The sequence below is a fragment of the Acidimicrobiales bacterium genome, from assembly GCA_036270875.1.
Taxonomy (GTDB): Bacteria; Actinomycetota; Acidimicrobiia; order Acidimicrobiales; family AC-9; genus AC-9.
Map to the genome: position 1 here is coordinate 1 of DATBBR010000009.1, position 25,133 is coordinate 25,133.

The window sequence follows — 25,133 nt, forward strand, 5'->3', positions numbered from 1 at the left end:
GACGGCGGGGAGGGGACCTGTCACCTCGTGGGCGGGGGCCCGGTCCCCGTGTCGGTGGCCCGCCAGCGAGCCGAGGAGGCCTTCGTGAAGGGGGTGATCCACGACGGGGTGCGCATCGAGACCGTCAGACACATCGGGCGCTACATCCCCGCCGAGCTGCGCACGGCCCTCGAGCTCGGCGATCCTCCCGGCTTCGACGGCCTGGGCTGTGTGGACTGCGGCAAGCGCCACGGCATCGAGCGCGACCACGTCGATCCGGTCGCCAACGGGGGCCGCACCAGTCGCGACAACATGGCCGGCCGTTGCTACGAGTGCCACCAGCGCAAGACCGAGCAGGACCGCCAGGCGGGCCTGCTGGGCGGCGGCAACGGCAACGGGAGCGGCGACGGGAACGCCGGCGAGGGCGGGAGCGGCGGCGGGAGGGAGCCGCCGTGAGCCGGTAGAGGCGGCGGCGCAGGGGCACCGGGAGGGGATAGCGTGGCGCGGTGAGCGTGCAGCTCAACCACACCATCGTGTGGTGCAGGGACAAGGAGCGGTCGGCGACGTTCCTCACCGAGATCCTCGGGCTAGAGCCGGCGACCGCCTTCGGGCCCTTCCTCGTCGTCGAGGCCAGCAACGGGGTGTCGCTGGACTTTCACGACGTCGACGGCGAGATTGCCTCGCAGCACTACGCGTTCCTCATCGGCGAGGGTGATTTCGACCAGATCTTCGGGCGGATCTCCGAGCGCGGACTCGACTACTGGGCGGATCCGGGTCTCAATCGGGAGGGTGAGGTCAACCGCAACGATGGGGGCCGCGGGGTGTACTTCCGCGACCCCGACGGCCACCTCCTGGAGATCATCACGCGACCGTACGGCTCCGGGCACTAGGTCCTCGGAGGGTAGGCTCCCGAGCATGTGCGGGATCAGCGGCTTTTGGGGTCCTCTCGACCGCGGGTTGCTGCAGGCGATGACCGACGCCCAGCGCCACCGCGGGCCTGACGACGAGGGGTACTTCGAAGCCGACGAGGCCAGCCTCGGGTTTCGCCGCCTCAGCATCATCGACATCGAGCACGGGCATCAGCCCATGGCGACCGATGACGGGCTGGTGCACATCGTCTACAACGGCGAGGTCTACAACTTTCGGGAGCTCCGGGCCGAGCTGGAGCCGCTGGGCCACACCTTCCACACCAACTGCGACACCGAGGTGGTGCTCCACGCCTACGAGGAGTGGGGCACCGACTGCTTCGCCCGCTTCAACGGCATGTGGGCGCTGGCCCTGCTGGACCGGCGCAACGATCGTCCCCGGCTCGTGCTCGCCCGCGACCACTTCGGGATCAAGCCCCTCTTCTACGCCCGGAACGGGCAGCGGGTGCTGTTCGCGTCGGAGGTCAAGGCCATCCTCCAGGACCCGAGCTTCGAGCGGGCCGTCAACGAGCAGGCCATGTTCGACTATCTGGCCTACGGGCTGTTCGACCACACGACCTCGACGTTCTTCGAGGGTGTCCGCCAGGTCCCGGCGGCTGCGTTCGCCGTCATCGACGACTCGGGCGTCACCGAGAGCACCTACTGGACGCCGCAGCTGAGCGAGTCGGGCTCGGCCGACCCGGAGGACTTCCGAGCGGTCTTCGAGCGCGCCGTGGAGCGCCGGCTCGTCGCCGACGTGCCACTGGGCATCTGTCTCAGCGGAGGTCTCGACTCATCCTCCATCTGCGGGGTGATGTCGAAGCTCCTCAAGGAGAAGGTGCCCGACGCCACCTCGATGGGCGACCGGCTGAAGACGTTCTCGGCTGTGTTCCCCGGCGATCCCATCGACGAGTCGGACTACATCGAGGAGGTCGTCAAGCGCACCGGTGCCGACAACGCCCAGGTGCAGCCGACAGCCTCCGACTTCATCCGGGAGCTCGAGGCCTGGGTCTGGCACGTCGAGGAGCCCATGGTGAGCAGTGCCCCGTTCGCCATGTGGATGGTCATCCGTCGCGCCCGCCAGGACGTCACCGTCGTGCTCGACGGCCAGGCGGGGGACGAGCTGCTCGCCGGCTACTCGCACTACCCGTACGTCTTTCTGCGCGAGCTCGCCCACAAGCGTCGCTGGGGCAAGTTCGTCCACGAGGCGTGGCGCACGCGAGACCTGGTCGTGCCCCTGATCCGGCGCCGCCTGCGTGACCGCCGGCACCGGATCGACGTCGCCGGCTTGCTGCAGCCGAGCTTCATGGGGCAGCACCAGCCCCCCCGGGACGATCGCGCCACGAACGACCTCAAGCTGCGCCTGCTCCAGGACTTCGTGACCTACAGCCTGCCGCCCCTGCTGCGCTATGAGGACCGCATCTCGATGGCCTTCTCCCTGGAGGCGCGCCTGCCGTTCCTCGATCAGGAGCTCGTCGAGCACATCCTCAGCCTCCCGACGGAGGCGATCATCGACGACGGCTGGAACCGCGCCGTGCTGCGCAAGGCACTGAGCGACGTGCTGCCGGACAAGGTTCGCCGGCGCCGCAAGAAGATCGGGTTCACCACCCCGGAGTTCCGGTGGTTCCGTCGACAGCGCGCCGCCCTGCAGAGCCTGATGCGGTCGCCGAGCTTCTCCAGGCGCCCGTGGTGGAACGGTCCCGACGTGGCCGAGGCGTTTCGTCAGGCCTGCGTCGGCGAACGCGAGGAGAGCATGTTCTTCTGGCGGGCGATCAACGCCGAGGTCTGGATGCGGATCTTCATCGACGACCGGGCGACGAGCCTGAACGACGACAGCTATGCCGCCGGGTTCGCCATCCGCGGTGACGCCCAGGTTCGGGCCGCGCTCGATCCGGCCGATGCGAAGGCACTGGCAGCGTCCGCTCCCAATGCCAGACGGCACCTGTTCATGACGCGAGACGGCCAGACGTTCGCCCGCATCCCGCTGCGCTCCCCGGTGATCGGCCGCGGGGACGACCTCACCGACGTCCTCGCTGGATGCCTGGACGGCTTGCGAGAGCAGGGCTGCGCGCCGCGTGACGGCGACCTCGTCGTGATCAGCGAGAAGGCGCTCTCGATCAGCCAGGGCCGGGGCCGCCCGGTGGACGAGATCCACTGCACCACGGCGGCCAAGGTGCTTTCCCGGTTCGTCACCCGCACCGCCATCGGCATCGGACTGGGGCATCCCACGACGATGCAGCTGGCCATCGAGGAGGTCGGTCTGGGGCGGATCCTGCTGGCGGCGGCGGCGGCCGGGGTCACGCGGCCCTTCGGGCGCCGCGGCGACTTCTACCGGGTCGCGGGGTCACGGGTCAATGCCATCGACGGACCGTCGGCGGCAAACCTGCCACCATTCGATCACTGGGCGATGGCGGCCCCCGTGGACCCCGAGGGTGAGGTGCGGCGCATCGCCGCTGCCCTCGAGGAGCGGTACGGCGCCCGTATCGATGTCGCCGTCATCGACGCCAACGACCTGACGGCGGAGGTCTTCGCCGTCACCGAGGGATCCAGCGTCGACACGGTCCTCGGCCTGGTCGCCGACAACCCACTGGGCCAATCGGCCGAGCAGACCCCCTTCGGCTTCATACGGCGGATAGCCGAGCATGCGGACGAGTCGCCGGTTGCCGCCAGCGCCTAGCAGCGACATGTACAGCCCGCAGAAGTGGCTGGACGTCGACACGGCGGCGATCTCCGACAACGCCGCCGCCGTCAAGGCGACGCTCGGTCCGGGCGTCGCCCTCATGGCCATGGTCAAGGCCAACGGCTACGGCCACGGATTCGAGCTGGCCACGGCGGCAGCGCTCGAGGGAGGGGCGACGTGGCTGGGCGTCTCGTCACCGGCCGAGGCCCTGCAGGCGGTGCCCTTCGGCGTCCCGGTGCTCGTCGTGGGCGCCACCCCCGATCGCTTCTACCCGGCGATGCTCGACGCCGGCGTCGAGCTCACCGTCTTCGACGCTGAGTCCGTCGAGTCGCTGGCCCGCGCCGCCGCTCATGCGGGGCGACGGGCACGGGTCCACGTCAAGATCGACAGCGGGATGAACCGCCTGGGCGCCCAGGTGGCCGACCTCGAGCCGCTGCGGCGCGCCCTCCAGGACGCTCGCGACAACGTCGAGATCACCGGCGTCTTCACCCACTTCGCCGACTCCGAGGCCCCCGACCTCGAGGTCACCCGGCGCCAGCACGCCTCGTTCCTCGAGCGGGCCGAGCCGCTGCGCCAGCTGGCCCCCGATGCGCTCGTCCACGCCGCCAACAGCGGCGCCATCCTCCGCCTCCCCGAGACCCATCACGACCTAGTCCGCCTCGGCATCGCCCTCTACGGGTACCCGCCGGTCGAGGCGGGGGACGCGGTCGCCTTCCGGACGGCGATGACCATGCTCGCCGAGGTGACCCAGGTGAAGGAGATCAGCAAGGGAGACACGGTCAGCTACGGCCGGACCTGGACCGCGCCGAGGACGACGCGCGTGGCCACACTTCCAGTCGGCTACGCCGACGGCATCCACCGGTGGCGGGCGGGGACCGACACCGCGCTGGTCGGTGGCAGGCGCAGTCGCATCATCGGCCGGGTCACGATGGACCAGGTCATGGTCGACGTGACCGACTGCGACCCGGTGGCCAAGGGCGACGTGGCCGCCCTGCTCGGCGACCTCGACGGCAACCATCTCGGTGCCGACGAGATCGCCGCCGCCGGCGACACCATTCCCCACGAGGTGCTGTGTGCGACCTCGTCGCGCGCGGCGCGCATCCCGCGGCCCTCAGCCCGATCGACGCAGTGAGCGCGCGCTAGCCGATCGGCGACGGCAGCTGCGCCGTCTTCGGATACAGGCCGGTTCCCTTCGGTGCGTCGGCGGGCACCGGACCCGAGTCGGGCGAGGTCGCCAGCGTCAGGTAGGCGTAGTCGCCGGGCCGCCCGTCCTGCGCGACCAGCCCTGGGCAGCCGGCCCGCAGGTCCTCGCAGTCGAAGGTGCCTCCTCCGGCGCGGTGGATGCTGAGGCGCGACTGGTAGAAGAACGAGAACATGTTGGGGTCCTTGTTGGGGTCGATCCTCGCCTCGGCGGCGTCATGTTGCCAGCGGGTCGTGAGCAGACGCCGGTCGGCTGTCGGGTCCCCCTTCACGTACTTGTCGAACCAGGCCGTGGTGTACCAGTCGATCAGGTCGGCGCCGCGCAGCGATGCCCCGAAGGCGACGTTGGGGATGAAGCTGAAGTCCAGGTGGCTCCCACCCCGGATGATCAGCTCTCCCGTGTCGGCGCCCGCCTTCGTGTAGGCGAAGGACTCCGTCGTCTTGGCCGTGGGCTTCGGCTGCGAGGTGTTCGGGGTCGGTGGCAGGCCGTAGTCGGCCGAGAGACCCAGCGCCGGCTTGGTGATCGGGGGCACCGAGCGCGCCGCCGGGTTCGACGGGCACGGCTGCTCGACGGGGCCGGAGCTCGGTCCGAAGCTGGCGTTGGGATCGGGAGCGCTGAGGTTGTCCCACGCCACGATCGCCTTCACCCGCGGGTCCCACTGCCCGATGTAGGAGACGCCGGCGGCCCCGTAGGAGTGCCCGGCGAGACCGAGCCGGTTCGGGTCGAGGATGGCCGAGAACGGATTGTAGGCGTTGTCGAGGCCCTGTTCGACCCGCGCCGCCTGCTTGGCGCCGTGGCTGGTGCCGGTCGAGCAGCTCGCCACGGGCAGGTAGGGCCTCGTCGGCGTCGAGAGGAAGAAGTTGACGGCGTCCTCGGTGCCGTCGAAGAAGGGCCGGCCGTCGCTCTGGGCGGGCACGCCCTCGCGCTGGTCGGGCGCCTCTCCGAGGGTGTCGCTCTGACCCTGTCCCTGCTCGTCCCAGGTGAGCACCACGTAGCCGGCCTTGGCCAGGGCCTCGGCCGCGTACCAGTAGAGCTGCTCGTCGGCCTGCACGGAGCCGTCGGTGATCACGATGCCGGGGCGATGGGCGGGGCCGGCGCGGGTGGCCCACACATGCCCGGAGATCGTCGCCCCGTCCCGAGCCGTGAAGTAGACGGGCTGCACGATCCCATAGCCGCCGGTCTGCCAGGTGTACAGGCGGGCGTCGCCGGCGCAGCCGTCGTCGCCCCGTGCGCAGACGTCGGCCTGGAAGAGGCGCCCTGGGTCGTTGACCTGCTCGAGGTTGGCCGCCGTCTCGTTCTGGGTGCTTATCGTGCGCAGCAGGGCCTGGTAGCCGGGCGTGTCGTAGATCGTCTGGCGCTCCTCGACCTTGGAGAAGTTCTGCACCTCCGTCTGAGGTGTCCACGGCCGGGGCTGGAACGAGGCGTCGGTGCCTGCGGCGCCGGCCACGCCGGACAGCGCCACGGACGAGAGCGAACCGGCGACCACGACCGCTGCCGCAAGGATCCTCACGAGAGGAGTAGTTCGTCCCCCATCCTGGGGCTTCCTCGTCGCTGAGCGGCTCTTCTCATCGGCACGCGTTGTCATCGGGACGCGAACGGGGCGAGAATCGCCGCATGCCCGACAGAGCGTTCATCGACCAGCTCGCCGCCGTGTGGCGATCGACGGCCGCAGCCTGCGAGGACCTGAGCCCGAGACAGTGGGACACGATGACCGACTGCCCCGGTTGGACGGTGCGCGACCAGCTGGCCCACGTCATCGGCACCGAGTCGATGCTCCTCGGGCGTCCGTCGCCCGACCCTGCTCCGGCCGCCCTGGCGCACGTACACAACCCCATCGGCGAGATGAACGAGGCGTGGGTCGACGCCCGGCGCCAGCTGCCCGGCGACAGGGTCCTCGCCGAGTTCGAAGAGGTGACGGCCGCCAGGGTCGCGGCGCTGGAGGCCATGAACGACGAGCAGCTGGAGGCGAGCACACCCAGCCCGGTGGGCGAGGTCCCGTACGCCACCTTCATGGATGTCAGGGTCATGGACTGCTGGACGCACGAACAGGACATCAGGCGCGCCCTCGGACGCCCGGGGCACCTCGAGGGAGCGGCACCGAAGGCGGCGATCGACCGCCTCGTCTCCTCGTTCGGCTATGTGGTCGGGAAGCGGGCCGGGCCTCCCGACGGCTCGACCGTCGTGCTGGAGCTGGACAAGGCGCGTCGCATCGCCGTGGTCATGAGTGACGGCCGGGCCCGCCCGGCCGAACCTTCGGGTGACCCCACGGTGCGCATCACGGTCGACTCCGAGGCCTATGCCTGTCTGGCCGCGGGGAGATGGACGGCCGACCACGCCGTCGCCTCGGGCCGCGTGACCTTCGCCGGCGACGAGGCCATCGGTCGACGGGTGGTCGACAACCTGTCCATCACACCCTGAACCCAGCGAGGGGCTTCAGCCCCTCACGTCACTTGACGAGCCCGATCAGGTTCCCGGCGGGGTCGGTGAAGTGGGCGATGGAGGGACCGCCGGGCACGTCCATGGGTGGCATCACGGTCTTGCCGCCAAGCTTCTCGGCTTTGTCCAGCGCCGCCTGGAGGTCCGGCACCTGGACGTAGAAGGTCACTGCCGGCCGGCCGTCCGGCGACGCCGAGACGCCACCGGCGATGCCGCCGGGGCCGGGCTCGACCATGCCGTAGTTCACCGGATTGTTGGAATCGATCTTCCAGTCGAACAGCGAGCTGTAGTAGTCCTGGAGCGCCTTGCCGTCCGGGCCGACGACCTCGAAGTGGATGACTGGTTGGGCCATGCTGTCATCTCCTCTCTGTTTGTTGGTTCCATGTGTCTTTGGTACCTCACTCGACGTGGGTCGCCAGCCACTCCCTCAGAGGCGCGGAGGCGCGCAGGAAGTCGCCGACCCTCTTCTTGGCCTGGCTGGTGCCGAGCCAGTCGCCCACCGGCCACTGCTTCCACGTCACCAGGCCCTTGTGGCGCAGCAGCCCGGCCCGGGGATGGTCCTTCGGATATCCCCTCGGCGCGGTCTTCAGCGTCTCGTGGGCGGTCACCTCGATCCCGCGCTTGGCGGTGGCGGCGACGATCGAGTCCAGCTGGGCGCCGCTGCGGTCGTCGACGACCGCCCGTCGGTAGCGGTCGAGGTGCTCGGCATCGAGCGCGTACATGCCGCACCCTGCGCCCAGGCCATCAGCCGAGAGCTGGATGTAGCCGCCCGAGGCCAGCGATGCGGCCATGGCCGTCTTGTACGGCGACTTGTCGGGACTGAAGCGAACGTCCCGATACGGACGGTAGATCCGTCCCTCGCCGAACTCGGGCGCCAGCTCGGCCAGCAGCTGTTGCATGGGCTGGCGGACGAGCTGGTCGTACTCCGCCTTGTGCGTCTGCCAGTAGGTCTTGGTGTTGTCCGCCTCGAGGCCCTCGTAGAACTCGATCGCCTCCGCGGGCCACCCCCGGAACGCCACGGCTTGCGACGCTAGCCGAGCCATGGTCACCGTCCGACATGCGCCGACCGGCCGGGGTCGCAGCACTGGGGGAGGGTGGCTGCAACCCCGGCCGGTTCGGAGCCGGACGGCAGGTCGTTCAGGTGGTGTTGCCGGACTGCGGGCCGCCTCCCGGAGGTGCGGGGGGTGCGCCGTTGGGCGCGTGCGGCGGACCGGCGGGCAGGATCTGGACCGACGAGGCGGTGAGATCGCCGTTCGACTGACGGTCGCCCGTGGCCAGGACCCGTGCGCCCTGCTTGACATCGGAAAGCGACGCCTGCGACCGGCCCTGGTGGAAGGTGGTGCTGCCGGTCGTGGTCACCGTGTGGTTCGTGCCGTCGGGGCCCCGCACGACGAAGCTCTGACCGGAGATCGACTGGACGGTGCCGCCGACCCGGGGGAGGAGGACGGCGACCTTGGTGGCGTCGAGGTCGGTCCCGTTGCGGTCGACGGTGCCCTGGGCAGCGATCTCGGCCCCGTTGGTCACCGACGAGCTGTTCGCCGACTGCCCGCCGCGCGTGTAGGTGGTCGACCCCGTGGTGTGGATCGTCCGGGTGAAGCCCATGAAGTCCTGGATGGTGATCGTCGAAGGCGACCCGTTCACACTCTTGACGGTGCCGGCCATGCCGGGAGTGGCCTTCCGGCCGTTCTGGTCCGCGCCGCCCATGGCTCCTCGGAATCCGAAGCCGAACCGTCCCGGACCTCCCTGCCCCGGACCGGGGGCCGGCTGTCCGGGACTCGCCAACGACTGGGCAGGGTCGCCCGTCGACGCCGACTGGCTGGCGGCAGGGGGGACGGAGGTAGCCGAGCTCGAGCTGCCCGGGCCCGAGGTGACCGCCCAGACGATCCCGAAGGCGCCGCCGGCCAGACCAACGGCGGCCGCGCCCAGCCCCACGCGCTTGGTCCATCCTGTTTGCCCACGGCCCGGAGGCCGCTGAGGAGCCTTCGGCTGTCCCGACTCGGGCCCCCAGGGCCAGGCCAGGTCGGACGGGTCCGCCGAGTCCGAGGAGTGGGCGGAGGGGTGCGCGTCGGCGCCGGACGCAGAGTCGTGGTCCATGGAACCAAGGTTGCCCGCAGTAGCTTAGGGCAGCCTGAGAGAGCTCTGAGGCGGTCCATAGAGTTGCGCGCTCGTCACCCCTCGAGGGTGAGGCCGGCCGCCAGCGCCGCGCCCAGCTCCCAGCACACCTCGAGGTCCCGCTGGCTGGGCTCGCCGAGCACGGCCACCGGGTCCTGGGCGCGGTGCCACTGGAGGCCGGTGGCGATCGTCTCCACCGCCCGCACCGCCCCCGCCGTGTCGTCGTTGCCGTGCACATACAGGCCGTAGGGCCGTCGGACGGTGGCGTCCAGGCACGGGTAGTAGATCTGATCGAAGAAGTGCTTGAGGGCGCCCGAGATGTAGCCCAGGTTGGCGGGCGTCCCCAGGAGGTAGCCGTCCGCCTCGAGCACGTCGAGGGCTGTCGCCGCCAGCGCCGGTCGGCTCACGACCTCGACGCCCTCGATGCGCCGGTCGGTCGCGCCCGAGAGGGCGGCCTCGAACATGGAGTGCAGCGATGGGGAGGCGGTGTGGTGGACGACGAGGAGGGTGGGCATGCCTCGCCGAGCATGTCAGGTCGCGACGGCGCGGGGACCGTTCGGGGCGTGGGAGGATGGTGTCGCCGCCTTTCACATCGGGGGTCGGCGGACCCCGGAGGAGCGTCTGGTGCCAGCCATGACTAGCCAGGTCGATGCTGCGTCGCGCCCAGCCGACGCCGCACCTCGTCCGCGGGTGTCACGCCTTCAACAGGTCAGCGCCGCCATCCTGGTCGTCGGTCCGCTCGTGGCCCTCGGCGTCGCCGTGGCCAGCCTCTGGGGGCGTGGCATCAGCGGCCTGGACGTGGTCATCGCCGTGGTGATGTACGTCGTCACCTGCCTGGGCGTCACCGTCGGGTTCCACCGCCTGCTGGCCCATCGCAGCTTCAGGGCCAACCGACCGCTGCGGATCGCCCTGGCCGTCACCGGGACGATGGCCGTGGAGGGGTCGGCGCTGACGTGGGTTGCGCAGCACCGCAAGCACCACGCCCACACCGAGCGGGAGGGCGACCCCCACTCGCCGTTCCGGTACGGCACCGGCTTCTGGCCGCAGCTCAAGGGCCTCGTCTACGCCCACGTGGGCTGGTTCTTCGACTCCCACCCCTCCGAGCCCGAGCGGTGGGCGCCCGACCTGCTGGCCGATCGCGACATGCTGATCGTGTCGAAGACCTCTCACGTGTGGAGCGCCGCCAGCCTGGCCATCCCGTTCCTGATCGGCTGGGCGGCCACCGCCACCCTCAGCGGGGGGCTGCTCGCCTTCCTGTGGGGTGGTCTCGTCCGGATGATGGTGCTCCACCACGTGACCTGGAGCACCAACTCGCTGTGCCACATGTTCGGTCGCCGGCCGTTCCAGACGGCCGACCACAGCTCCAATTTCGCCCCCCTGGCCGTGCTCAGCCTCGGAGAGTCCTGGCACAACGCCCACCACGCCTTCCCCTCCTCGGCCCGCCACGGTGTGGACCGCGGCCAGCTCGATGCCACCGCGAGGGTCATCCGTGTCCTCGAGCGCCTGGGGTGGGCGACCCACGTGCGCTGGCCCGGTCCTGAGCGCCTGGCCAGCCGCAGGAGGCGACCGGGCGCCGAGGCCCCGGACGAGGGTGGGTATCATCCTGACGCGGGGGACCGAGTCGAGGAGCTGTCATGCCCGAGCCCGTGATCGTCGCCACCGCCCGTACGCCGATCGGCCGAGCTTTCAAGGGGACGCTGGTCGACCTCCGTCCCGACGACATCGCGGCGACGATCGTCCAGGCCGTGCTGGGCAAGGTGCCCGAGCTCGACCCCGCCGAGATCGACGACCTCATGCTGGGGTGCGGGCTGCCGGGAGGCGAGCAGGGCTACAACATGGCCCGGGTGGTCAGCATCCTCGCCGGCCTCCCCGACGTGCCTGGCACCACCATCACCCGCTACTGCTCGTCGTCGCTGCAGACCATCCGCATGGCGGCCCACGCCATCCGAGCCGGCGAGGGGGACGTCTTCCTGGCCGCTGGCGTCGAGATGGTCAGTCGCTTCGTCAAGGGCAACTCCGACAGCCTGCCCGACACGACGAACCCTCAGTTCGGCGAGGCGGCGGAGCGCACGGCAGCGCGCGCCAAGGGCGGCGCGGAGTCATGGAAGCCCGCCGACGGGCTTCCGGACATCTACATCGCCATGGGGCAGACGGCCGAGAACGTGGCCGAGCTCGAGCACGTGTCCCGGGAGGAGATGGACACCTTCGCCACGCTCTCCCAGGAGCGGGCGGTGACCTCCCAGGAGAACGGCTTCTTCGAGCGGGAGATCACGCCGGTGACCCGACCCGACGGCACCGTGGTCTCCAAGGACGACGGTCCCCGCCCGGGCACGACGGTGGAGAAGCTGGCCACGCTGCAGCCGGTCTTCCGCCCCGACGGCAAGGTCACCGCCGGCAACTCGTGCCCGCTGAACGACGGCGCCGCCGCCGTGGTCGTCATGAGCGACACACGCGCCGCCGAGCTCGGCATCCAGCCCCTGGCCCGCATCATCTCCAGCGGCGTCACCGCCCTCAACCCCGAGATCATGGGCCTGGGCCCGATCGAGGCCAGCCGCCAAGCGCTTCGGCGGGCCGGGATGACGATCGACGACGTCGACCTCGTCGAGATCAACGAGGCCTTCGCTGCGCAGGTCGTCCCCGCGGCCAAGACTCTCGGCGTGGAATGGGACAAGCTCAACGTCAACGGGGGCGCCATCGCCCTGGGGCACCCCTTTGGGATGACCGGCGCCCGCATCATGACGACGCTGCTTAATGGCCTCGAGGACGCCGACAAGAGCGTCGGGCTGGAGACCATGTGCGTGGGCGGCGGCCAGGGCATGGCCATGGTCGTCGAACGCCTCGGGTGAGGCGTCAGCGCCGGAAGCAGAGATGGATCTGGGTCGTGTAGGAGATCCGGATCGGCTCGGTCTCCGAGGCGGCCAGCTCCTCGATGTCGGCCACCGCGGCGCGGCGCTCGGCGTCGGGAAGGGCGGCCATCACGCTGGTCGACATCACCCGATCGACCAGTCCGCGGCGATCAAGCTCCTGATGATGGGCGACGGCGTGCTCCTCGAGTGGCCCGAAGAGATCGGTCGTCTCGAAGGCTGACTTCCACCGGCCGCTCTGGTGGGTGGGCACGTCGCCGCGGTGACGAGAGATGATCCTGTCCAGGGCGACCTGCAGGGGATCGTCGGGGTCGCGGCGGTTCCACACCAGGGCGAGGCCGCCGTCGGGTCGCAGGACGCGATGGATCTCGGCCAGCGCCTCCGCGGTGCTGAACCAGTGGAAGGCCTGGGCCACCGTGACGGCGTCGGCGGCGCCGTCGGCGAGGGGCATGTCCTCGGCGGTGCCGTCCACGATCTCGGCCGACGGTACCGCCTCGGCCAGGGTGCCCCGCATGGCCGCCACCGGCTCGACCGCCAGGACGCGGGCGCCCGTCGGTAGCAGCAGCCGGGTGAGCTTGCCGGTCCCGGCCGCGAGGTCGACGACCGCACGTCCGGGCTCCAGCTCCAGCCGGTCGCGGAGCCACTCGACTGCCTCGGCCGGGTAGTCGGGCCGTCCGCGCTCGTAGGCGCCGGCAGCGCGCTCGAACCCGAGGGCGGCGCGGGGGTGGACGCTCACGGCGCCCATCCTCACACGCGACCTCTAGTCTCGACGGATCATGTGCGGACGATTCGTGGCTGCCACCCCGCCGTCGGTGCTCGCCGAGCGGTTCGTCGTGGACGAGGTCGTCGCGGACGACCGCCCGCCGAGTTGGAACGTCGCACCCACCGCCGACGTCTACGCCGTGGCCCGCTCGCGGCAGGGCTCCCGACGGCTCGGGACCCTGCGCTGGGGGTTGGTGCCGTCGTGGGCCGACAACCCAGGAGGGGGCGCGCGCCACATCAACGCCCGGGCCGAGACGGTGGCCACCAACGGGGTCTTCCGTGAGCCGTTCGCCCGGCGCCGGTGCATCGTGCCCGCCGACGGCTTCTACGAGTGGCGGGCGGCGGCGGAGCCGGGCGACACCAAGCAGCCGTACTACATCCGGCCCGCCGACGGCCGGCCCGTCGCCCTGGCCGGGCTCTGGGACGCCTGGCGTGACGCCGAGGGTCGGTGGCTGCGGACCTGCACCATCGTCACGACGAAGGCCAACGCCGTCGTGGCACCGCTCCACGACCGGATGCCGGTGATCCTGCCCGAGGCCGACTGGGCGGGGTGGCTGGATACCGGCGCCCTGGACGTCCGTGACGCCCGAGCACTGCTCGCGCCGGCCGGGGACGACGTGCTCGAGCGCCATGCCGTGTCGACCGCGGTCAACAGCGCCCGGAACGACGGCCCCGAGCTGGTCGAGATCCTCCCCGCCGACCAGCGCGGGTAGGGTGCCCCCGCATGGGAGGCATTCTCGCGTACGGGGTCTACGTGCCCTACAACCGCCTGGAGCGCTCGGAGATCGGCGCAGCCCTGGGCGGCCCCGGTGGACGAGGGGCCCGGGCGGTCGCCTCCTACGACGAGGACAGCACGTCGATGGCCGTCGAGGCGGCCCGGCTGGCGCTGCGCTCGGCCGGCCCGGACACCCGACCCCAGGCCCTCTATGTGTCGACCACGTCACCGCCGTACCTCGACAAGACCAACGCGGCGGCGGTGCACGCCGCCCTCGGCCTCGACCACGGGGCCGTGGCCGCCGACCTCAACGGCTCGGTGCGCTCGGCGGTGGCCGCCCTGGGCCTGGCCCTCGACAGCTCGCGCGGACCCACCCTGGTCGTGGCGTCCGACGTGCGCACGGGCCTGGCCGGAGGTGCCGACGAGCGCGACGGGGGCGACGGTGCCGTCGCCCTGCTGGTCGGCGCCGGCGAGCCCGGGCTACCGGTGCTGGCCGAGCCCGTGGCTGCCACCTCCTCCACGGCGGAGTTCCTCGACCGGTGGCGCACCCCCGGTGACATCGCGTCGCGGGTGTGGGAGGAGCGCTTCGGGGAGCACGCCTATCTGCCCCTGGCCGAGGCCGCCTTCACCCACGCCCTGAAGGACGCGGGAATCACCGCCGACGAGATCGACCACCTCCTCGTGACCGGCACCCACAGCCGGGCCGCCCGCCGTTTCGTCGCGCTTTCCGGCGTGCGCCGAGAGGCGATAGCGCCGGACCTCACGGCGTCGATCGGCAACGCGGGCGCCGCCCAGCCCGGCCTGATGCTCGCCGCCGCCCTCGACCGGGCGGCGCCTGGTCAGATCGTGGCCCTGGTGACCCTCTCGGACGGGGCCGACGTTCGCCTGTTCCGCACCACCGACGCCCTGACCGAGCACGTCTCCCGGCACACGACCAGCACGCTGGCCGAGCAGATCGAGTCCGGGCGCCCCGGCCTGTCCTACACGTCGTTCCTGACCTGGCGGGGGCAGCTGGTGCGCGAGCCTCCCCGCCGCCCCGATCCCGATGCGCCCGCCGCCCCCGCGTCGTTCCGCTCGGAGGCGTGGAAGCTCGGCTTCACCGGCTCGCGCTGCACTGCGTGCGGGACGCGCCATCTTCCGCCCACTCGGGTATGCGTGCACTGTCGCGCCGTGGACCACATGGTCCCCGAGCGCCTCGCCGACGTGCCTGCCACGGTGGCGACCTTCACCGTCGATCGCCTGGCCTTCTCGCTGAGCCCACCGGTGGTGGCGGCGGTCGTCGACTTCGACGGAGGCGGCCGGTTCCGCTGCGAGCTGACCGACGTGGTCCCTGAGTCGGTCGCCATCGGTGACCGTGTGGAGATGACGTTCCGGCGGCTCTTCACCGCCAACGGGGTGCACAATTACTTCTGGAAGGCCCGCCCGGTGCGGGCGACCGACAAGACGGAGGGTACGAGCTGATGGCATCGAACGGGATCCGCGATCGCGTCGCCATCGTGGGGATGGGATGCACGCCGTTCGGCGAGCAGTGGGACAAGGGAGCCGATCACCTGCTCGTCGACGCCGCCAACGAGGCCATCGGCTCGGCCGGGGTCAAGGTGGACGACATCGACGCCTTCTGGCTCGGCACCATGGGCTCGGGCATCAGCGGGCTCACCCTGTCGCGCCCCCTCAAGCTCGACTACCGGCCGGTCACCCGGCTGGAGAACATGTGCGCCACGGGCTCGGAGGCGTTCCGCAACGCCTGCTACGCCGTGGCCTCCGGTGCCTACGACACGGCCATGGCCATCGGGGTGGAGAAGCTCAAGGACTCGGGCTTCTCGGGCCTGGTCACGGCCCGGCCGGTCGACGACGGCACCGCCGCCAGCCTGACCGCTCCCGCGCTGTTCAGCCTCCTGGCCCCGGCCTACGCCCACAAGTACGGGGTCGACCAGGCCGAGCTCAAGGACGTGTTCACCCGCATCGCCTGGAAGAACCATCACAACGGCGCCCGCAACCCTCGGGCCCAGTTCCGCAAGGAGGTGCCCAAGGAGGACATCGCCTGTTCGCCCATCGTCGCCGGCCCCCTCGGCATCTTCGACTGCTCGGGGGTGAGCGACGGCTCGGCCGCGGCTGTGATCGTGCGGGCCGAGGACGCCCACCGGTACTGCGACAACCCCCTCTACGTGAAGGCGCTCTCGTTCGCCGCCGGTCCCGCCGCCGGGCCCATCGACCCCAGCTACGACTACACGACGTTCGAAGAGGTCGTGCGATCGGCGGCCGACGCCTACCGCCAGGCCGGCATCCAGGACCCCAGGGCCGAGATCGCAATGGCCGAGGTCCACGACTGCTTCACGCCCACCGAGCTGGTGCTGATGGAGGACCTCGGCTTCGCCGAGCGGGGCTCGGCGTGGAAGGAGGTGCTTGCCGGCACCTTCGATCTCGATGGGGAGCTCGCGGTCAACCCCGACGGCGGCCTCAAGAGCTTCGGCCACCCCATCGGGGCCTCGGGGCTGCGCATGCTGTTCGAGTGCTGGCTCCAGCTCCGGGGGGAGGCTCCTGCCGAGCGACGGGTCGCGTCACTGGACCGGGGCCGCACGCTGGGCCTCACCCACAACCTCGGCGGCTCGCCTGGCGAGTGCGTCAGCTTCGTCAGCGTGGTGGGCAGCGAACCCAGCGCCTGAGCTGCTGCTGGACCAGCGACAGGGGCTGGGGTCAGTCCAGGTCGAACGGGGCCGCCGTCTGGCTCGTCTCCAGCACATTGCGGACAGAGGCCGCGATCCCCCGTCCGTCCAGGCCCAGGTCGGCCAGGATCTGGGCGGGCTTGCCCTGGGGGATGTAGGCGACGGGGACGCCGAGCACGAGCACCGGCGGGATGCGCCGTGTCGCGTCGAGCGCGGCCATGGCATCGACGAGGAACGCTCCCGCCCCGCCCACCCGGATGCCGTCCTCGACGGTGACGACCACGCCGTGCCCCGCGGCGTCGGTGAGCATGGCGAGGTCGGGCGGCTTCACCACCCGCACATCCCAGATGGTGGCGCCGATACCCTCGGTGGCCAGCTCGTCGGCCGCCTGCTCGGCGTCGGCCAGGAGCTTCCCCACGGCGAGGATGCACACGGTGCCGTCGCCCTGGCGGACCTTGCGGGCCGAGGTGCCCGAGCCCACGCTGGCGGCGTCGACCTGGCGGGCTGGCCCCTTCGGGTACCGGACGGCGGCGGGGCCGTCCAGCTCGAGGGCGGTCCGCAGCATGACCGGCAGCTCCTGGGCCGACGAAGGTGCGAAGACGGTCATGCCGGGGATGGCGAGGGTGAGGGCCAGGTCCAGCACGCCGTGGTGCGACGGGCCGTCGTCACCGGTGATGCCGGCGCGGTCGAGCGCGAAGACCACGGGGAGCCCGTGGAGGCCCACGTCCAGGTTGGTCTGGTCGAAGGCGCGGCAGAGGAAGGTGGAGTAGACCGCGACCACTGGCCGCAGGCCCATCATGGCCATGCCCGCCGCAGCCGTCACTGCGTGCTGCTCGGCGATCCCCACGTCGAAGCAGCGGTCCGGGAACCTGGACTGGAACGGCAGCAGCCCGGTTGGCCCGGGCATCGCCGCGGTGATGGCGACGACGCTCGGGTGGTCCTCGCCGAGCTCGACCATGGCCTGGGTGAACGCGTCCGTGCACTGGATGGGCGCGTCGCCGTCGGCCGTAGGGCCGGCATTGGCCGGGCGCACCTTGAGGTCGTGCAGGCGCTGCACCTGGTCGTCTTCAGCGGGCGCGTACCCCTTGCCCTTGTGGGTGAGGACGTGGACCACGATGGGCCCCTCCCACTCGGCGGCGTGCCGCAGGGCCTGCTCCATGACCTCGATGTCGTGGCCGTCGAGGGGGCCGGTGTAGCGCACCCCCAGCGACTCGAAGAACACGTGCGGCTCGATGACCTCGCGCAGCGCCGCCGTCAGACCCTGTGCGCTCGTGTAGGCCAGGCCGCCGATGGCGGGCACGTCCCGCAGGAACTGCTTCACCCGGTTGCGGGCCTGGACGTAGGACGGGTTGAGCCGCAGCCGGGTCAGGCTCTCCGACAGATGCGACACGGTGGGGGCGTAGGACCGGCCGTTGTCGTTGAGCACGATCACGACGCGGCGTCCGCTGTGGCCCAGGTTGTTGAGGGCCTCGTAGGCCATGCCCCCGGTGAGTGCCCCGTCTCCGACGATCGCCACCACCCGGCGGTCGGCGCCGTCGCCCTGCGCGCCAAGGTCGATCGCGGTGGAGATCCCGTGGGCGTAGCTGAGGATGGTGGAGGCGTGGCTGTTCTCGACCCAGTCGTGCTCCGACTCCCCGCGTGACGGATATCCCGACAGGCCGCCGGCCTGGCGAAGCTGGGCGAAGCCGGCCCGCCGCCCGGTGACCAGCTTGTGGACGTAGGCCTGGTGACCGGTGTCCCACAGGATGACGTCGCGGGGCGAGTCGAAGACGCGGTGGACCGCGAGCGTGAGCTCGACCGCCCCCAGGTTCGAGCCCAGGTGCCCCCCCGTGGCCGACACGGCCTCGACCACGAAGGCTCGGATCTCGTCGGCCAGCTGGACGAGCTCGGATTGGTCGAGCACCCGCAGGTCCGCCGGGCTGTTCACGTTCTCCAGGATCATGGGCGCGGCGAACCTCCGGACCTAAAGCTACCGGAACCTCGTACCGGCCGGATGCGCATCGCGCGCCAGGGCCTCATCAGCGGTCGCGACTGGCCACGAAGCGGGCCAGCTCTGCCAGGCGGGCCCGAGCCTCCTCGGTGACGGGCACGGCGTCGAGCGCCACCAGCGCCCGCTCGAGCAGACCGTCGATCGTCTCCTCGACCCGCTGCCGGGCGCCCGTCTCGACCAGGATCGACTGCAACTGGGCCACCTCGTCGGTGGTCAGGCTGGCCGAGCCGAACCGGTCGGCCAGGAGCTGGGCTGCGGCACCGTCGGCCCGAGCCATGGCGAGCACGTAGAGCGCCGTCGGCTTGCCCTCTCGGAGGTCCTCGCCGACGGGCTTTCCCGTGACCTCCGGCTCGCCGAAGGCGCCGAGCAGGTCGTCGCGCAGCTGGAAGGCCTCGCCGAGCGGCAGGCCGAACGCGCTGAGGTAGGCGCCCAGGTAGTCGAGGCGCCCGGCCAACGCGGCGCCGAGGTGGAGGGGGCGCTCGACGGTGTATTTGCCCGACTTGTAGAGGCAGATCCTCCGGGCCTGCTCGGCACTGCTGTCGCCCCGGGCGGTCCCGAGCAGATCGAGGTACTGCCCGAAGCTGACCTCGAGACGCTGCTCGGCGAAGACGTCGATCGCCTGTCGGGGCGCGTCGGCCAGGAGCATGTCGGCGTACACGAAGGCCAGGTCGCCGATCAGGATGGCCGCGCCGTCGCCGAAGCGCCGTCGCTCTCCGCGCCAGCCTGCCTGGGCATGGCGGTCGGCGAAGGCGCGGTGCACGCTCGGGCGTCCCCGCCGGTAGTCGGAGGCGTCGATCACGTCGTCGTGGATGACCGCGAACGAGTGCAGCAGCTCGAGCGCGGCTCCGGCGTCGGTCACCAGCGGATCGGACGGCTTCCCGCCGGCCCCGATGAACGCCCAGCGGCAGAAGGCGGGCCGCAGCCTCTTGCCCCCGGCGAGCAGCAGGTCCCGCAGGGCGTGCAGGGGCGCCAGCAGATCGGGATCGACGTCGTGCCAGCGGGCCACCTCCGTCGCCAGCAAGCGCTCGATGCGCTCGTCGACGGCGCGCGCAACTGCGTCCAGGTCAGCGGGGGCGAGGGTCGAGGGCCTCACGGAGCCCAGCCTAGGTCGGAGGTCTGCCAAGTTGGGATTCTCCTCACCACCGGAGGTGCTGGACGCTACGACGCGGCGCGGTTGGCGCGAACGCCGGCGGCGAACGCGGGTGCCCCCAGCAGGCTCACGGCCAGGTTGAGGAAGTACACCAGGAGGCCCAGGGCGATCGCCTGGCTGGTGCTCACGCCGAGAGGACCGAGGAACAGGATGAACGCCCCCTCCCGCAGCCCGAGGCCGCCGATGGTCACGGGCAGCACCTGCACGATGGCGACCACCGGCATGAAGGCGAGAATCGCCGTCCAGCCCACGTCCAGATTGAGGGCAGCGGCGGCGAGGAAGGCGGCCAGGGCCACGGCCAGCTGGTACGCGAAGGCGACGGCGAGCACCTCGATCGCCGCCGCTGGACGACGCCGGAACCGGTCCAGACCCAGGTGCACGGCCCCGACGAACCGCACCCAGTCCTGGCGCCGGGCGAGGCGACCGCCCAGGCGAGGATGGCCGGCCAGGGCGGTCATCACCACCAGCAGGAACAGGGTCACCAGCGAGACGGCGACGGCCAGCCGGGTGGCGGGGCCCAGGTGCAGCAGGCCGGGGTTGGCGAGGAGGGCGGCGAGCGTGATGACCGGCAAGACCAGCCATCCGGTGAGGCGTTCGAGCACCACCGATGCGAAGGGCCCCGTGCGCTCGCCGTTGAGCCTCGCCAACCGGCTGATGCGGACCACGTCGCCACCCACCGTCGAGGGCAGGAAGTTCCCGACGAACAGGCCGGCGAGGTACAGGTTGATGGCAGTGCGCACCCGGGTCGGCAGCTCGAGGGCGACGAGCACCCGCTGCCATCGCAGCGCCGAGAGGATGATCCCTGTCAGGGTCACCATCAGAGCGACCAGGAGGAAGGCGACGGCGCTGTGGTGGCGGGCGGGGAGCAGCCCGCTCAGGTGCAGGCGGGAGATCAGCACGGCCAGCATGGCGATGCTGGCCGCGATGCGCACTGCTGGCCCCATGGCTCTGACCCGACGCATGACCTCCCCCTGGGCGATCCCAGTTAGCGTAGGCGGCGCCGACACTGGAGGACACGATGACGACGAAGGGCCACGGCGGGGAGCTGGTGCTGGCCGGGCTGTCGGGCCAGGGCGTCGACGCAATATTCACTCTCTCGGGCGGCCACATCTTCCCTATCTACGACGCATGCGTGAAGGCCGGATTGCGGATCGTGGATGTCCGCCACGAGCAGACCGCCACCTTCGCCGCCGAGGGTGTGGCCAAGCTGACCCGTCAACCGGGGGTGGCGGTGCTCACCGCCGGACCCGGCATCACCAACGGCATAAGCGCCACGACCACTGCGCACTTCAACGGGTCGCCCCTGGTCGTGCTCGGCGGGCGGGCGCCGCAGGGTCGCTGGGGGGCGGGCTCCCTCCAGGAGCTGGACCACGTGCCGATCCTGGCCCCGATCACCAAGTCGGCCGGCACCGTGCCGGCCGCCACCGAGATCCCGACTGCTGTGCGCGGCGCCGTCGAGACGGCCCTCACGCCCCACCGCGGACCGGTCTTCCTCGATTTTCCGCTCGACGTCCTGTTCGGTGAGGCCGAGGCGCAGGTGCCGCCTCCGGTCGCGCCCCGCGGCGCCGAACCCGACCCCGACGAGGTGGCCGCGGCCGCCGCCCTGGTGGCGACGGCTGAACGTCCCGCCCTGGTGGCCGGCAGCGACGTGTGGTGGGACGGCGCCTGGGACTCCCTGCGTCAACTGGTCGAGTCGCTGCGGGTCCCGACCTTCGCCAACGGTCTCGGCCGCGGGTGCCTGCCGGCCGACCACGAGCTCGCCTTCTCCCGGACTCGGCGCGCCCTCAAGGAGGCCGACGTGGTCGTCGTGGTGGGAACGCCGCTCGACTTCCGGCTGTCGTTCGGCAGCTTCGGCTCGGCGCAGGTGGTCCATGTCGTCGACGGCGCGGACCGGCTCGCCGGCCACATGCAGCCGGCGGCGTGCCCGGCCGGCGACATCGCCAGCACACTGGCCGGCATGGCCGAGCGCGGGGCGGCCGACCCTGGCCGCCGCGACCACGAGCCCTGGATCTCCCGACTGCGCGACCAGGAGCTGGCGGCGAGGGAGGCGGAGCGGCCCGAGCTCGAGGCCGGCGGCGACCCGGTTCATCCCGCCCGGGTGTACGGAGAGCTGCTCCCTCGCCTCGACCGCGACGCCGTCGTCATCTGCGACGGGGGCGACTTCGTTTCCTATGCCGGTCGGTTCATCGACTCCTACGAGCCCGGCTGCTGGATGGACCCCGGACCCTACGGCTGCCTGGGCACCGGGCTGGGCTACGCCGTGGCCGCCAGGGTCTGCCGCCCCGACCGCCAGGTCGTCCTGCTGCTTGGTGATGGTGCCCTGGGGTTCTCGGCCATGGACGTCGACACCCTCGTGCGCCACCGGCTCCCGGTCACCATGGTCGTGGGCAACAACGGGATCTGGGGTCTCGAGAAGCACCCGATGCGGGCCCTCTACGGCTACGACGTGGCCGCCGACCTCCAGGCGGGCTGCCGCTACGACGAGGTGGTGCGGGCGCTTGGCGGGGCCGGGGAGACGGTCGAGGTACCCGAGGAGGTCGGCCCCGCTCTGGACCGGGCCCTGGCCTCCGGGGTGCCGTACCTCGTGAACGTGCTCACCGACCCGGCGGTCGCCTACCCCCGCTCGTCCAACCTGGCGTAGCTCCGGGACCTCTCAGTGGGCCTTCTTCAGGAAGGGCTCGACCTCCACGACGACCCGGGTGAGCTTGCCCGCGCCGACGAGGCCTCCGGCGTCGCTGGCGGCGACGGTGAAGGTGAGCCGGCGCCCCTCGACCTTCTCGAGGGTGGCCTCCGCCGTCACCGACCTGCCGATCCCGGTCGGGGCCAGATGGTCGAACTGCACCCGCATGCCGACCGTGGTGAGACCAGGTGCCAGCTCGCCGCGGATGGCCTGGACGCACGCTTCCTCGCACAACCCGACCAGGCGCGGGGTGGCCAGCACGGGGACGTCTCCCGACCGCAGCATGGCGGCGGTGTCGGCCTCCGTGACCCGCAGGGTGGCCCGACCGGTCAGGCCGATAACGATGGACACGACGGTACGATACGGGTCGGCTGGCGCTGCTGGCCAGACGGTTCCCGACGGCACCCCGCCGGAGGGCAGAAGGAGTGCTCGTGATCGACTCTTCCGTGGTGGACCGCGTCCTCGGTGAGGCCCTGCGCACCGGCGGCGACTTCGCCGAGCTGTTCGTCGAGGACCGGCGGACCTCGGCGGCGTCCCTCGACGACGGCAAGGTCGAGGAGCTGTCGTCCGGGCGCGACCGCGGTGCCGGAATCCGGGTCGTGATGGGCGAAACGACCGGGTTCGCCCACACCGCCGACCTGTCGGAGGCGGGCCTTCGGGCCGCAGCAGGGGCGGCTGCGGCGGTGGCACGCGGCGGCGGCGGTGGCCGCGTCGTGGCCGTGACGCCCTCCACGGCACCCCGCCACAGCGACGTGTCCACCTACCCCGAGACCGTGGCCAAGGCGAAGAAGGTCGAGCTGCTGACCCGCGCCGACGAGGCGGCCCGGTCCGAAGGGGCTGCGATCACCCAGGTGGCGGCCGGTTACGGCGACAGCCGCCGGCGGATCCTGGTGGCCAACAGCGACGGGCTCCTGGTCGGCGACGACCAGGTCCGGACGCGCCTCGGCGTCTCGTGCGTCGCCGTGGGCGACACCGGCATGCAGACGGGGTACGAGACGGCCGCCCTCACCGTTGGCTTCGAGCTGTTCGACCGGGTCCAGGCCGAGGAGGTCGCCCGCGAGGCGGCGCGGCGGGCCCTGACCAAGCTCTCGGCCCGACCGGCGCCGAGCGGGATCCTCCCGGTCGTGCTCAAGGGCGGGACGGGCGGGATCCTCTTCCACGAGGCCTGCGGGCACGGTCTCGAAGCCGACCACATCGCCAAGGACAGCTCGGTCTACACCGGTCGGGTGGGCGAGCTGGTAGCCAGCCCGCTGGTCACTCTCGTCGACGACGGGACCATGGGCCCGGAGTGGGGAAGCTTCGCCATCGACGACGAGGGCCGTCCGGCCCAGCGCAACGTGCTCATCTCGGAGGGCGTTCTCACCGACTACATGTGGGACTTCCTCCGGGCCCGCAAGGAGGGAAGAGTCTCGTCGGGCAACGGCAGGCGCCAGAGCTACCAGCACCTCCCGATGGTGCGGATGACCAACACCTACCTCATCGAGGGCACCGACGACCCCGACGAGATCGTGGCCCAGACGCCCAACGGTGTGTACGTGGCCAAGCTGGGTGGCGGCCAGGTCAACACGGCGACCGGTGACTTCGTGTTCGGGATGAACGAGGCCTACCTGATCGAAGGCGGCAGGATCACCGAGCCCCTGCGCGACGCCAATCTCATCGGCAACGGTCCGGAGGTGCTGAAGGGCATTGACGCCATCGGCGACGACTTCGCCATGGGACCGGGCACGTGCGGCAAGGACGGACAGGCGGTGCCGGTGGGCTGTGGCCAGCCGACGGTGCGGATCAGTGGCGTCACCGTGGGGGGTACCGCCCGTGGCTGACCTCTCCGACGTCGCCGCCCGCGTGATCGGCTGGGCCGGCGACGACGAGGAGGTCGAGGCCTACGCGGCGCGGACGACCGACACCGCGGTCCGCGTCTTCGGTGGTGACGTCGAGTCGCTGTCGTCGGCGGAGTCGGCGGGAGTGGGCGTGAGAGTGGTGATGGGGAACCGCCAGGGTTTCGCCTACACCGGGTCGCTCGACGAGGCCGACCTCGCCGACGTCCTGGCCGAGGCGAGGGACAACGCGGCCTTCGCCACGCCCGACGAGCACGTGGGGCTGGCGACACCCGACGGCGTCGCCGCGGCCGACCTCGACCTGTGGCGACCGGCGCTCGCCGACCTGCCGGCCGAGCGCAAGGTGGCCATGGCCCTGGAGCTGGAGCAGCGGGTTCGCAGCGGGGATCCCCGGATTCGCCAGGTGGAGTCGGCGAACTACGGCGACGCCAGCGTGGAGGCCGCCATCGCCAGCACCACCGGGATCAGCGCCGCGACCCGTCGGACATCGTGCCACCTGTCCGCCTACGCCATCGCCGGCGAGGGCAGCGACACCCAGACCGGTGGCGGCTACTCGGTGGGACGGGAGCCCGACGAGCTCGACCTCGAGGAGGCGGCGACCGACGCCGTCGACCGGGCGACTCGACTGCTCGGGGCGACGAAGGCCCGCTCGAGCCGTCTCACCGTGGTCTTCGACCCCCGGGTGACCACGGTGCTCCTCGGCGTCATCTCGAGCGCGTTGTCGGGCGAGGCCGTCCTCAAGGGCCGGTCGCTGTTCGCCGACCGACTGGGTCAGGAGGTGGGCGCGTCGACGCTGACGCTCATCGACGACCCGACCGACCCGCTGGCCTACGGGGCGGCCACCTACGATGCCGAGGGCCTGGCCTGCCGGCGCAACGTGCTGGTCGAGGATGGCGTCCTCAGCCGCTTTCTGTACGACACCTACGCCGGCCGACGGGCGGGCACCGCCTCGACGGGATCAGCCGTGCGCGGTGGCTTCAAGACGGCGCCGGGTGTCGGGTGCCGGGCTCTCTCTCTGGTGCCCGGCAGGGCGAGCCAGGACGAGATCATCGCCTCGGTCGGCGAGGGGATGCTCGTGCAGTGGGTGACGGGCATCCACTCCGGTGTGAACCCCATCAGCGGCGACTTCTCGGTGGGCGCCGAGGGACTCCTCATCCGGGA

At 71.5% G+C, this 25,133-nt stretch carries 23 protein-coding genes; 13 read left to right on the forward strand and 10 right to left on the reverse strand.

What is annotated here, in order from left to right:
- The 4 genes from VH112_00790 to alr form a co-directional block, all read left to right on the forward strand.
- A partial coding sequence (locus tag VH112_00790) for an HNH endonuclease signature motif containing protein (GenBank protein HEX4538755.1) occupies nucleotides 1-435 on the forward strand: 435 nt, incomplete at its 5' end.
- Between the two features lie 50 nt (nucleotides 436-485).
- Nucleotides 486-869 carry a VOC family protein gene (locus tag VH112_00795; GenBank protein HEX4538756.1) on the forward strand — a complete coding sequence of 128 codons (384 nt, stop codon included), beginning with the start codon at nucleotides 486-488 and terminating at the stop codon, nucleotides 867-869.
- Between the two features lie 25 nt (nucleotides 870-894).
- Entirely contained in the window at nucleotides 895-3,561 is a 2,667-nt protein-coding gene (gene asnB, locus VH112_00800) for an asparagine synthase (glutamine-hydrolyzing) (protein ID HEX4538757.1), read from the forward strand.
- 7 nt (nucleotides 3,562-3,568) lie between these two features.
- Nucleotides 3,569-4,696, forward strand: a complete 1,128-nt coding sequence (gene alr / locus VH112_00805; GenBank protein ID HEX4538758.1) for an alanine racemase — start codon at nucleotides 3,569-3,571, stop codon at nucleotides 4,694-4,696.
- A gap of 7 nt (nucleotides 4,697-4,703) precedes the next feature.
- Here alr and VH112_00810 read toward each other — a convergent pair whose 3' ends face one another.
- The gene (locus tag VH112_00810; protein HEX4538759.1) at nucleotides 4,704-6,275 is read right to left on the reverse strand and encodes a hypothetical protein; all 1,572 of its coding nucleotides are present in this window, start codon (nucleotides 6,273-6,275) and stop codon (nucleotides 4,704-4,706) included.
- Between the two features lie 104 nt (nucleotides 6,276-6,379).
- Here VH112_00810 and VH112_00815 point away from each other — a divergent pair, with 104 nt between their 5' ends.
- Nucleotides 6,380-7,183 carry a maleylpyruvate isomerase family mycothiol-dependent enzyme gene (locus tag VH112_00815; GenBank protein ID HEX4538760.1) on the forward strand — a complete coding sequence of 268 codons (804 nt, stop codon included), beginning with the start codon at nucleotides 6,380-6,382 and terminating at the stop codon, nucleotides 7,181-7,183.
- A 28-nt stretch (nucleotides 7,184-7,211) separates the two neighbouring features.
- Here VH112_00815 and VH112_00820 read toward each other — a convergent pair whose 3' ends face one another.
- The 4 genes from VH112_00820 to VH112_00835 form a co-directional block, all read right to left on the reverse strand.
- A complete protein-coding gene (locus tag VH112_00820; protein HEX4538761.1) occupies nucleotides 7,212-7,553 on the reverse strand; it encodes a VOC family protein in 342 nt (113 codons plus the stop codon).
- A 46-nt stretch (nucleotides 7,554-7,599) separates the two neighbouring features.
- Nucleotides 7,600-8,220: a DUF2461 domain-containing protein gene (locus tag VH112_00825; GenBank protein ID HEX4538762.1), complete on the reverse strand. Its 621-nt coding sequence runs from the start codon at nucleotides 8,218-8,220 to the stop codon at nucleotides 7,600-7,602.
- A 118-nt stretch (nucleotides 8,221-8,338) separates the two neighbouring features.
- A complete protein-coding gene (locus VH112_00830; GenBank protein HEX4538763.1) occupies nucleotides 8,339-9,295 on the reverse strand; it encodes a DUF5666 domain-containing protein in 957 nt (318 codons plus the stop codon).
- A 74-nt stretch (nucleotides 9,296-9,369) separates the two neighbouring features.
- Nucleotides 9,370-9,828, reverse strand: coding sequence for a flavodoxin (locus tag VH112_00835; GenBank protein ID HEX4538764.1), 459 nt, complete (start codon nucleotides 9,826-9,828; stop codon nucleotides 9,370-9,372).
- 175 nt (nucleotides 9,829-10,003) lie between these two features.
- On the opposite strand from VH112_00835, the gene VH112_00840 reads away from it, so the two are divergent.
- Nucleotides 10,004-10,963, forward strand: coding sequence for an acyl-CoA desaturase (locus tag VH112_00840; GenBank protein ID HEX4538765.1), 960 nt, complete (start codon nucleotides 10,004-10,006; stop codon nucleotides 10,961-10,963).
- Nucleotides 10,948-12,159, forward strand: coding sequence for an acetyl-CoA C-acetyltransferase (locus VH112_00845; GenBank protein ID HEX4538766.1), 1,212 nt, complete (start codon nucleotides 10,948-10,950; stop codon nucleotides 12,157-12,159). Before VH112_00840 ends, VH112_00845 begins: the two co-directional genes overlap by 16 nt.
- Before the next feature lie 4 nt (nucleotides 12,160-12,163).
- Here VH112_00845 and VH112_00850 read toward each other — a convergent pair whose 3' ends face one another.
- Nucleotides 12,164-12,913: a class I SAM-dependent methyltransferase gene (locus tag VH112_00850; GenBank protein HEX4538767.1), complete on the reverse strand. Its 750-nt coding sequence runs from the start codon at nucleotides 12,911-12,913 to the stop codon at nucleotides 12,164-12,166.
- A 40-nt stretch (nucleotides 12,914-12,953) separates the two neighbouring features.
- On the opposite strand from VH112_00850, the gene VH112_00855 reads away from it, so the two are divergent.
- Genes VH112_00855 through VH112_00865 form a run of 3 tightly spaced genes read left to right on the forward strand, consistent with a single transcriptional unit; the run spans nucleotide 12,954 to nucleotide 16,317 of the window.
- A complete protein-coding gene (locus VH112_00855) occupies nucleotides 12,954-13,652 on the forward strand; it encodes an SOS response-associated peptidase (protein HEX4538768.1) in 699 nt (232 codons plus the stop codon).
- A gap of 11 nt (nucleotides 13,653-13,663) precedes the next feature.
- The gene (locus tag VH112_00860) at nucleotides 13,664-15,115 is read left to right on the forward strand and encodes an OB-fold domain-containing protein (GenBank protein HEX4538769.1); all 1,452 of its coding nucleotides are present in this window, start codon (nucleotides 13,664-13,666) and stop codon (nucleotides 15,113-15,115) included.
- The gene (locus tag VH112_00865; GenBank protein ID HEX4538770.1) at nucleotides 15,115-16,317 is read left to right on the forward strand and encodes an acetyl-CoA acetyltransferase; all 1,203 of its coding nucleotides are present in this window, start codon (nucleotides 15,115-15,117) and stop codon (nucleotides 16,315-16,317) included. The genes VH112_00860 and VH112_00865 overlap by 1 nt, the downstream gene beginning before the upstream one ends.
- A 31-nt stretch (nucleotides 16,318-16,348) precedes the next feature.
- Here the strand turns inward: VH112_00865 and dxs are convergent, their stop codons facing one another.
- From dxs to VH112_00880, 3 genes are all read right to left on the reverse strand, one after another.
- Entirely contained in the window at nucleotides 16,349-18,259 is a 1,911-nt protein-coding gene (dxs, locus tag VH112_00870) for a 1-deoxy-D-xylulose-5-phosphate synthase (protein ID HEX4538771.1), read from the reverse strand.
- Between the two features lie 76 nt (nucleotides 18,260-18,335).
- Entirely contained in the window at nucleotides 18,336-19,400 is a 1,065-nt protein-coding gene (locus VH112_00875) for a polyprenyl synthetase family protein (protein HEX4538772.1), read from the reverse strand.
- A gap of 65 nt (nucleotides 19,401-19,465) precedes the next feature.
- Nucleotides 19,466-20,419, reverse strand: coding sequence for a lysylphosphatidylglycerol synthase transmembrane domain-containing protein (locus VH112_00880; GenBank protein HEX4538773.1), 954 nt, complete (start codon nucleotides 20,417-20,419; stop codon nucleotides 19,466-19,468).
- A 56-nt stretch (nucleotides 20,420-20,475) separates the two neighbouring features.
- On the opposite strand from VH112_00880, the gene VH112_00885 reads away from it, so the two are divergent.
- On the forward strand, nucleotides 20,476-22,098 hold the full coding sequence (locus VH112_00885; GenBank protein ID HEX4538774.1) for an acetolactate synthase: 1,623 nt from the start codon (nucleotides 20,476-20,478) through the stop codon (nucleotides 22,096-22,098).
- 12 nt (nucleotides 22,099-22,110) lie between these two features.
- On the opposite strand, the gene VH112_00890 is transcribed toward VH112_00885, so the two are convergent.
- On the reverse strand, nucleotides 22,111-22,488 hold the full coding sequence (locus tag VH112_00890) for a hotdog domain-containing protein (protein ID HEX4538775.1): 378 nt from the start codon (nucleotides 22,486-22,488) through the stop codon (nucleotides 22,111-22,113).
- Between the two features lie 80 nt (nucleotides 22,489-22,568).
- Here VH112_00890 and VH112_00895 point away from each other — a divergent pair, with 80 nt between their 5' ends.
- Together VH112_00895 and VH112_00900 are read left to right on the forward strand one after the other, a co-directional pair.
- The gene (locus VH112_00895; protein ID HEX4538776.1) at nucleotides 22,569-23,957 is read left to right on the forward strand and encodes a TldD/PmbA family protein; all 1,389 of its coding nucleotides are present in this window, start codon (nucleotides 22,569-22,571) and stop codon (nucleotides 23,955-23,957) included.
- Nucleotides 23,950-25,133 (forward strand): TldD/PmbA family protein (locus VH112_00900; GenBank protein ID HEX4538777.1); only part of this gene is annotated, 1,184 nt, incomplete at its 3' end. The genes VH112_00895 and VH112_00900, both read left to right, overlap by 8 nt.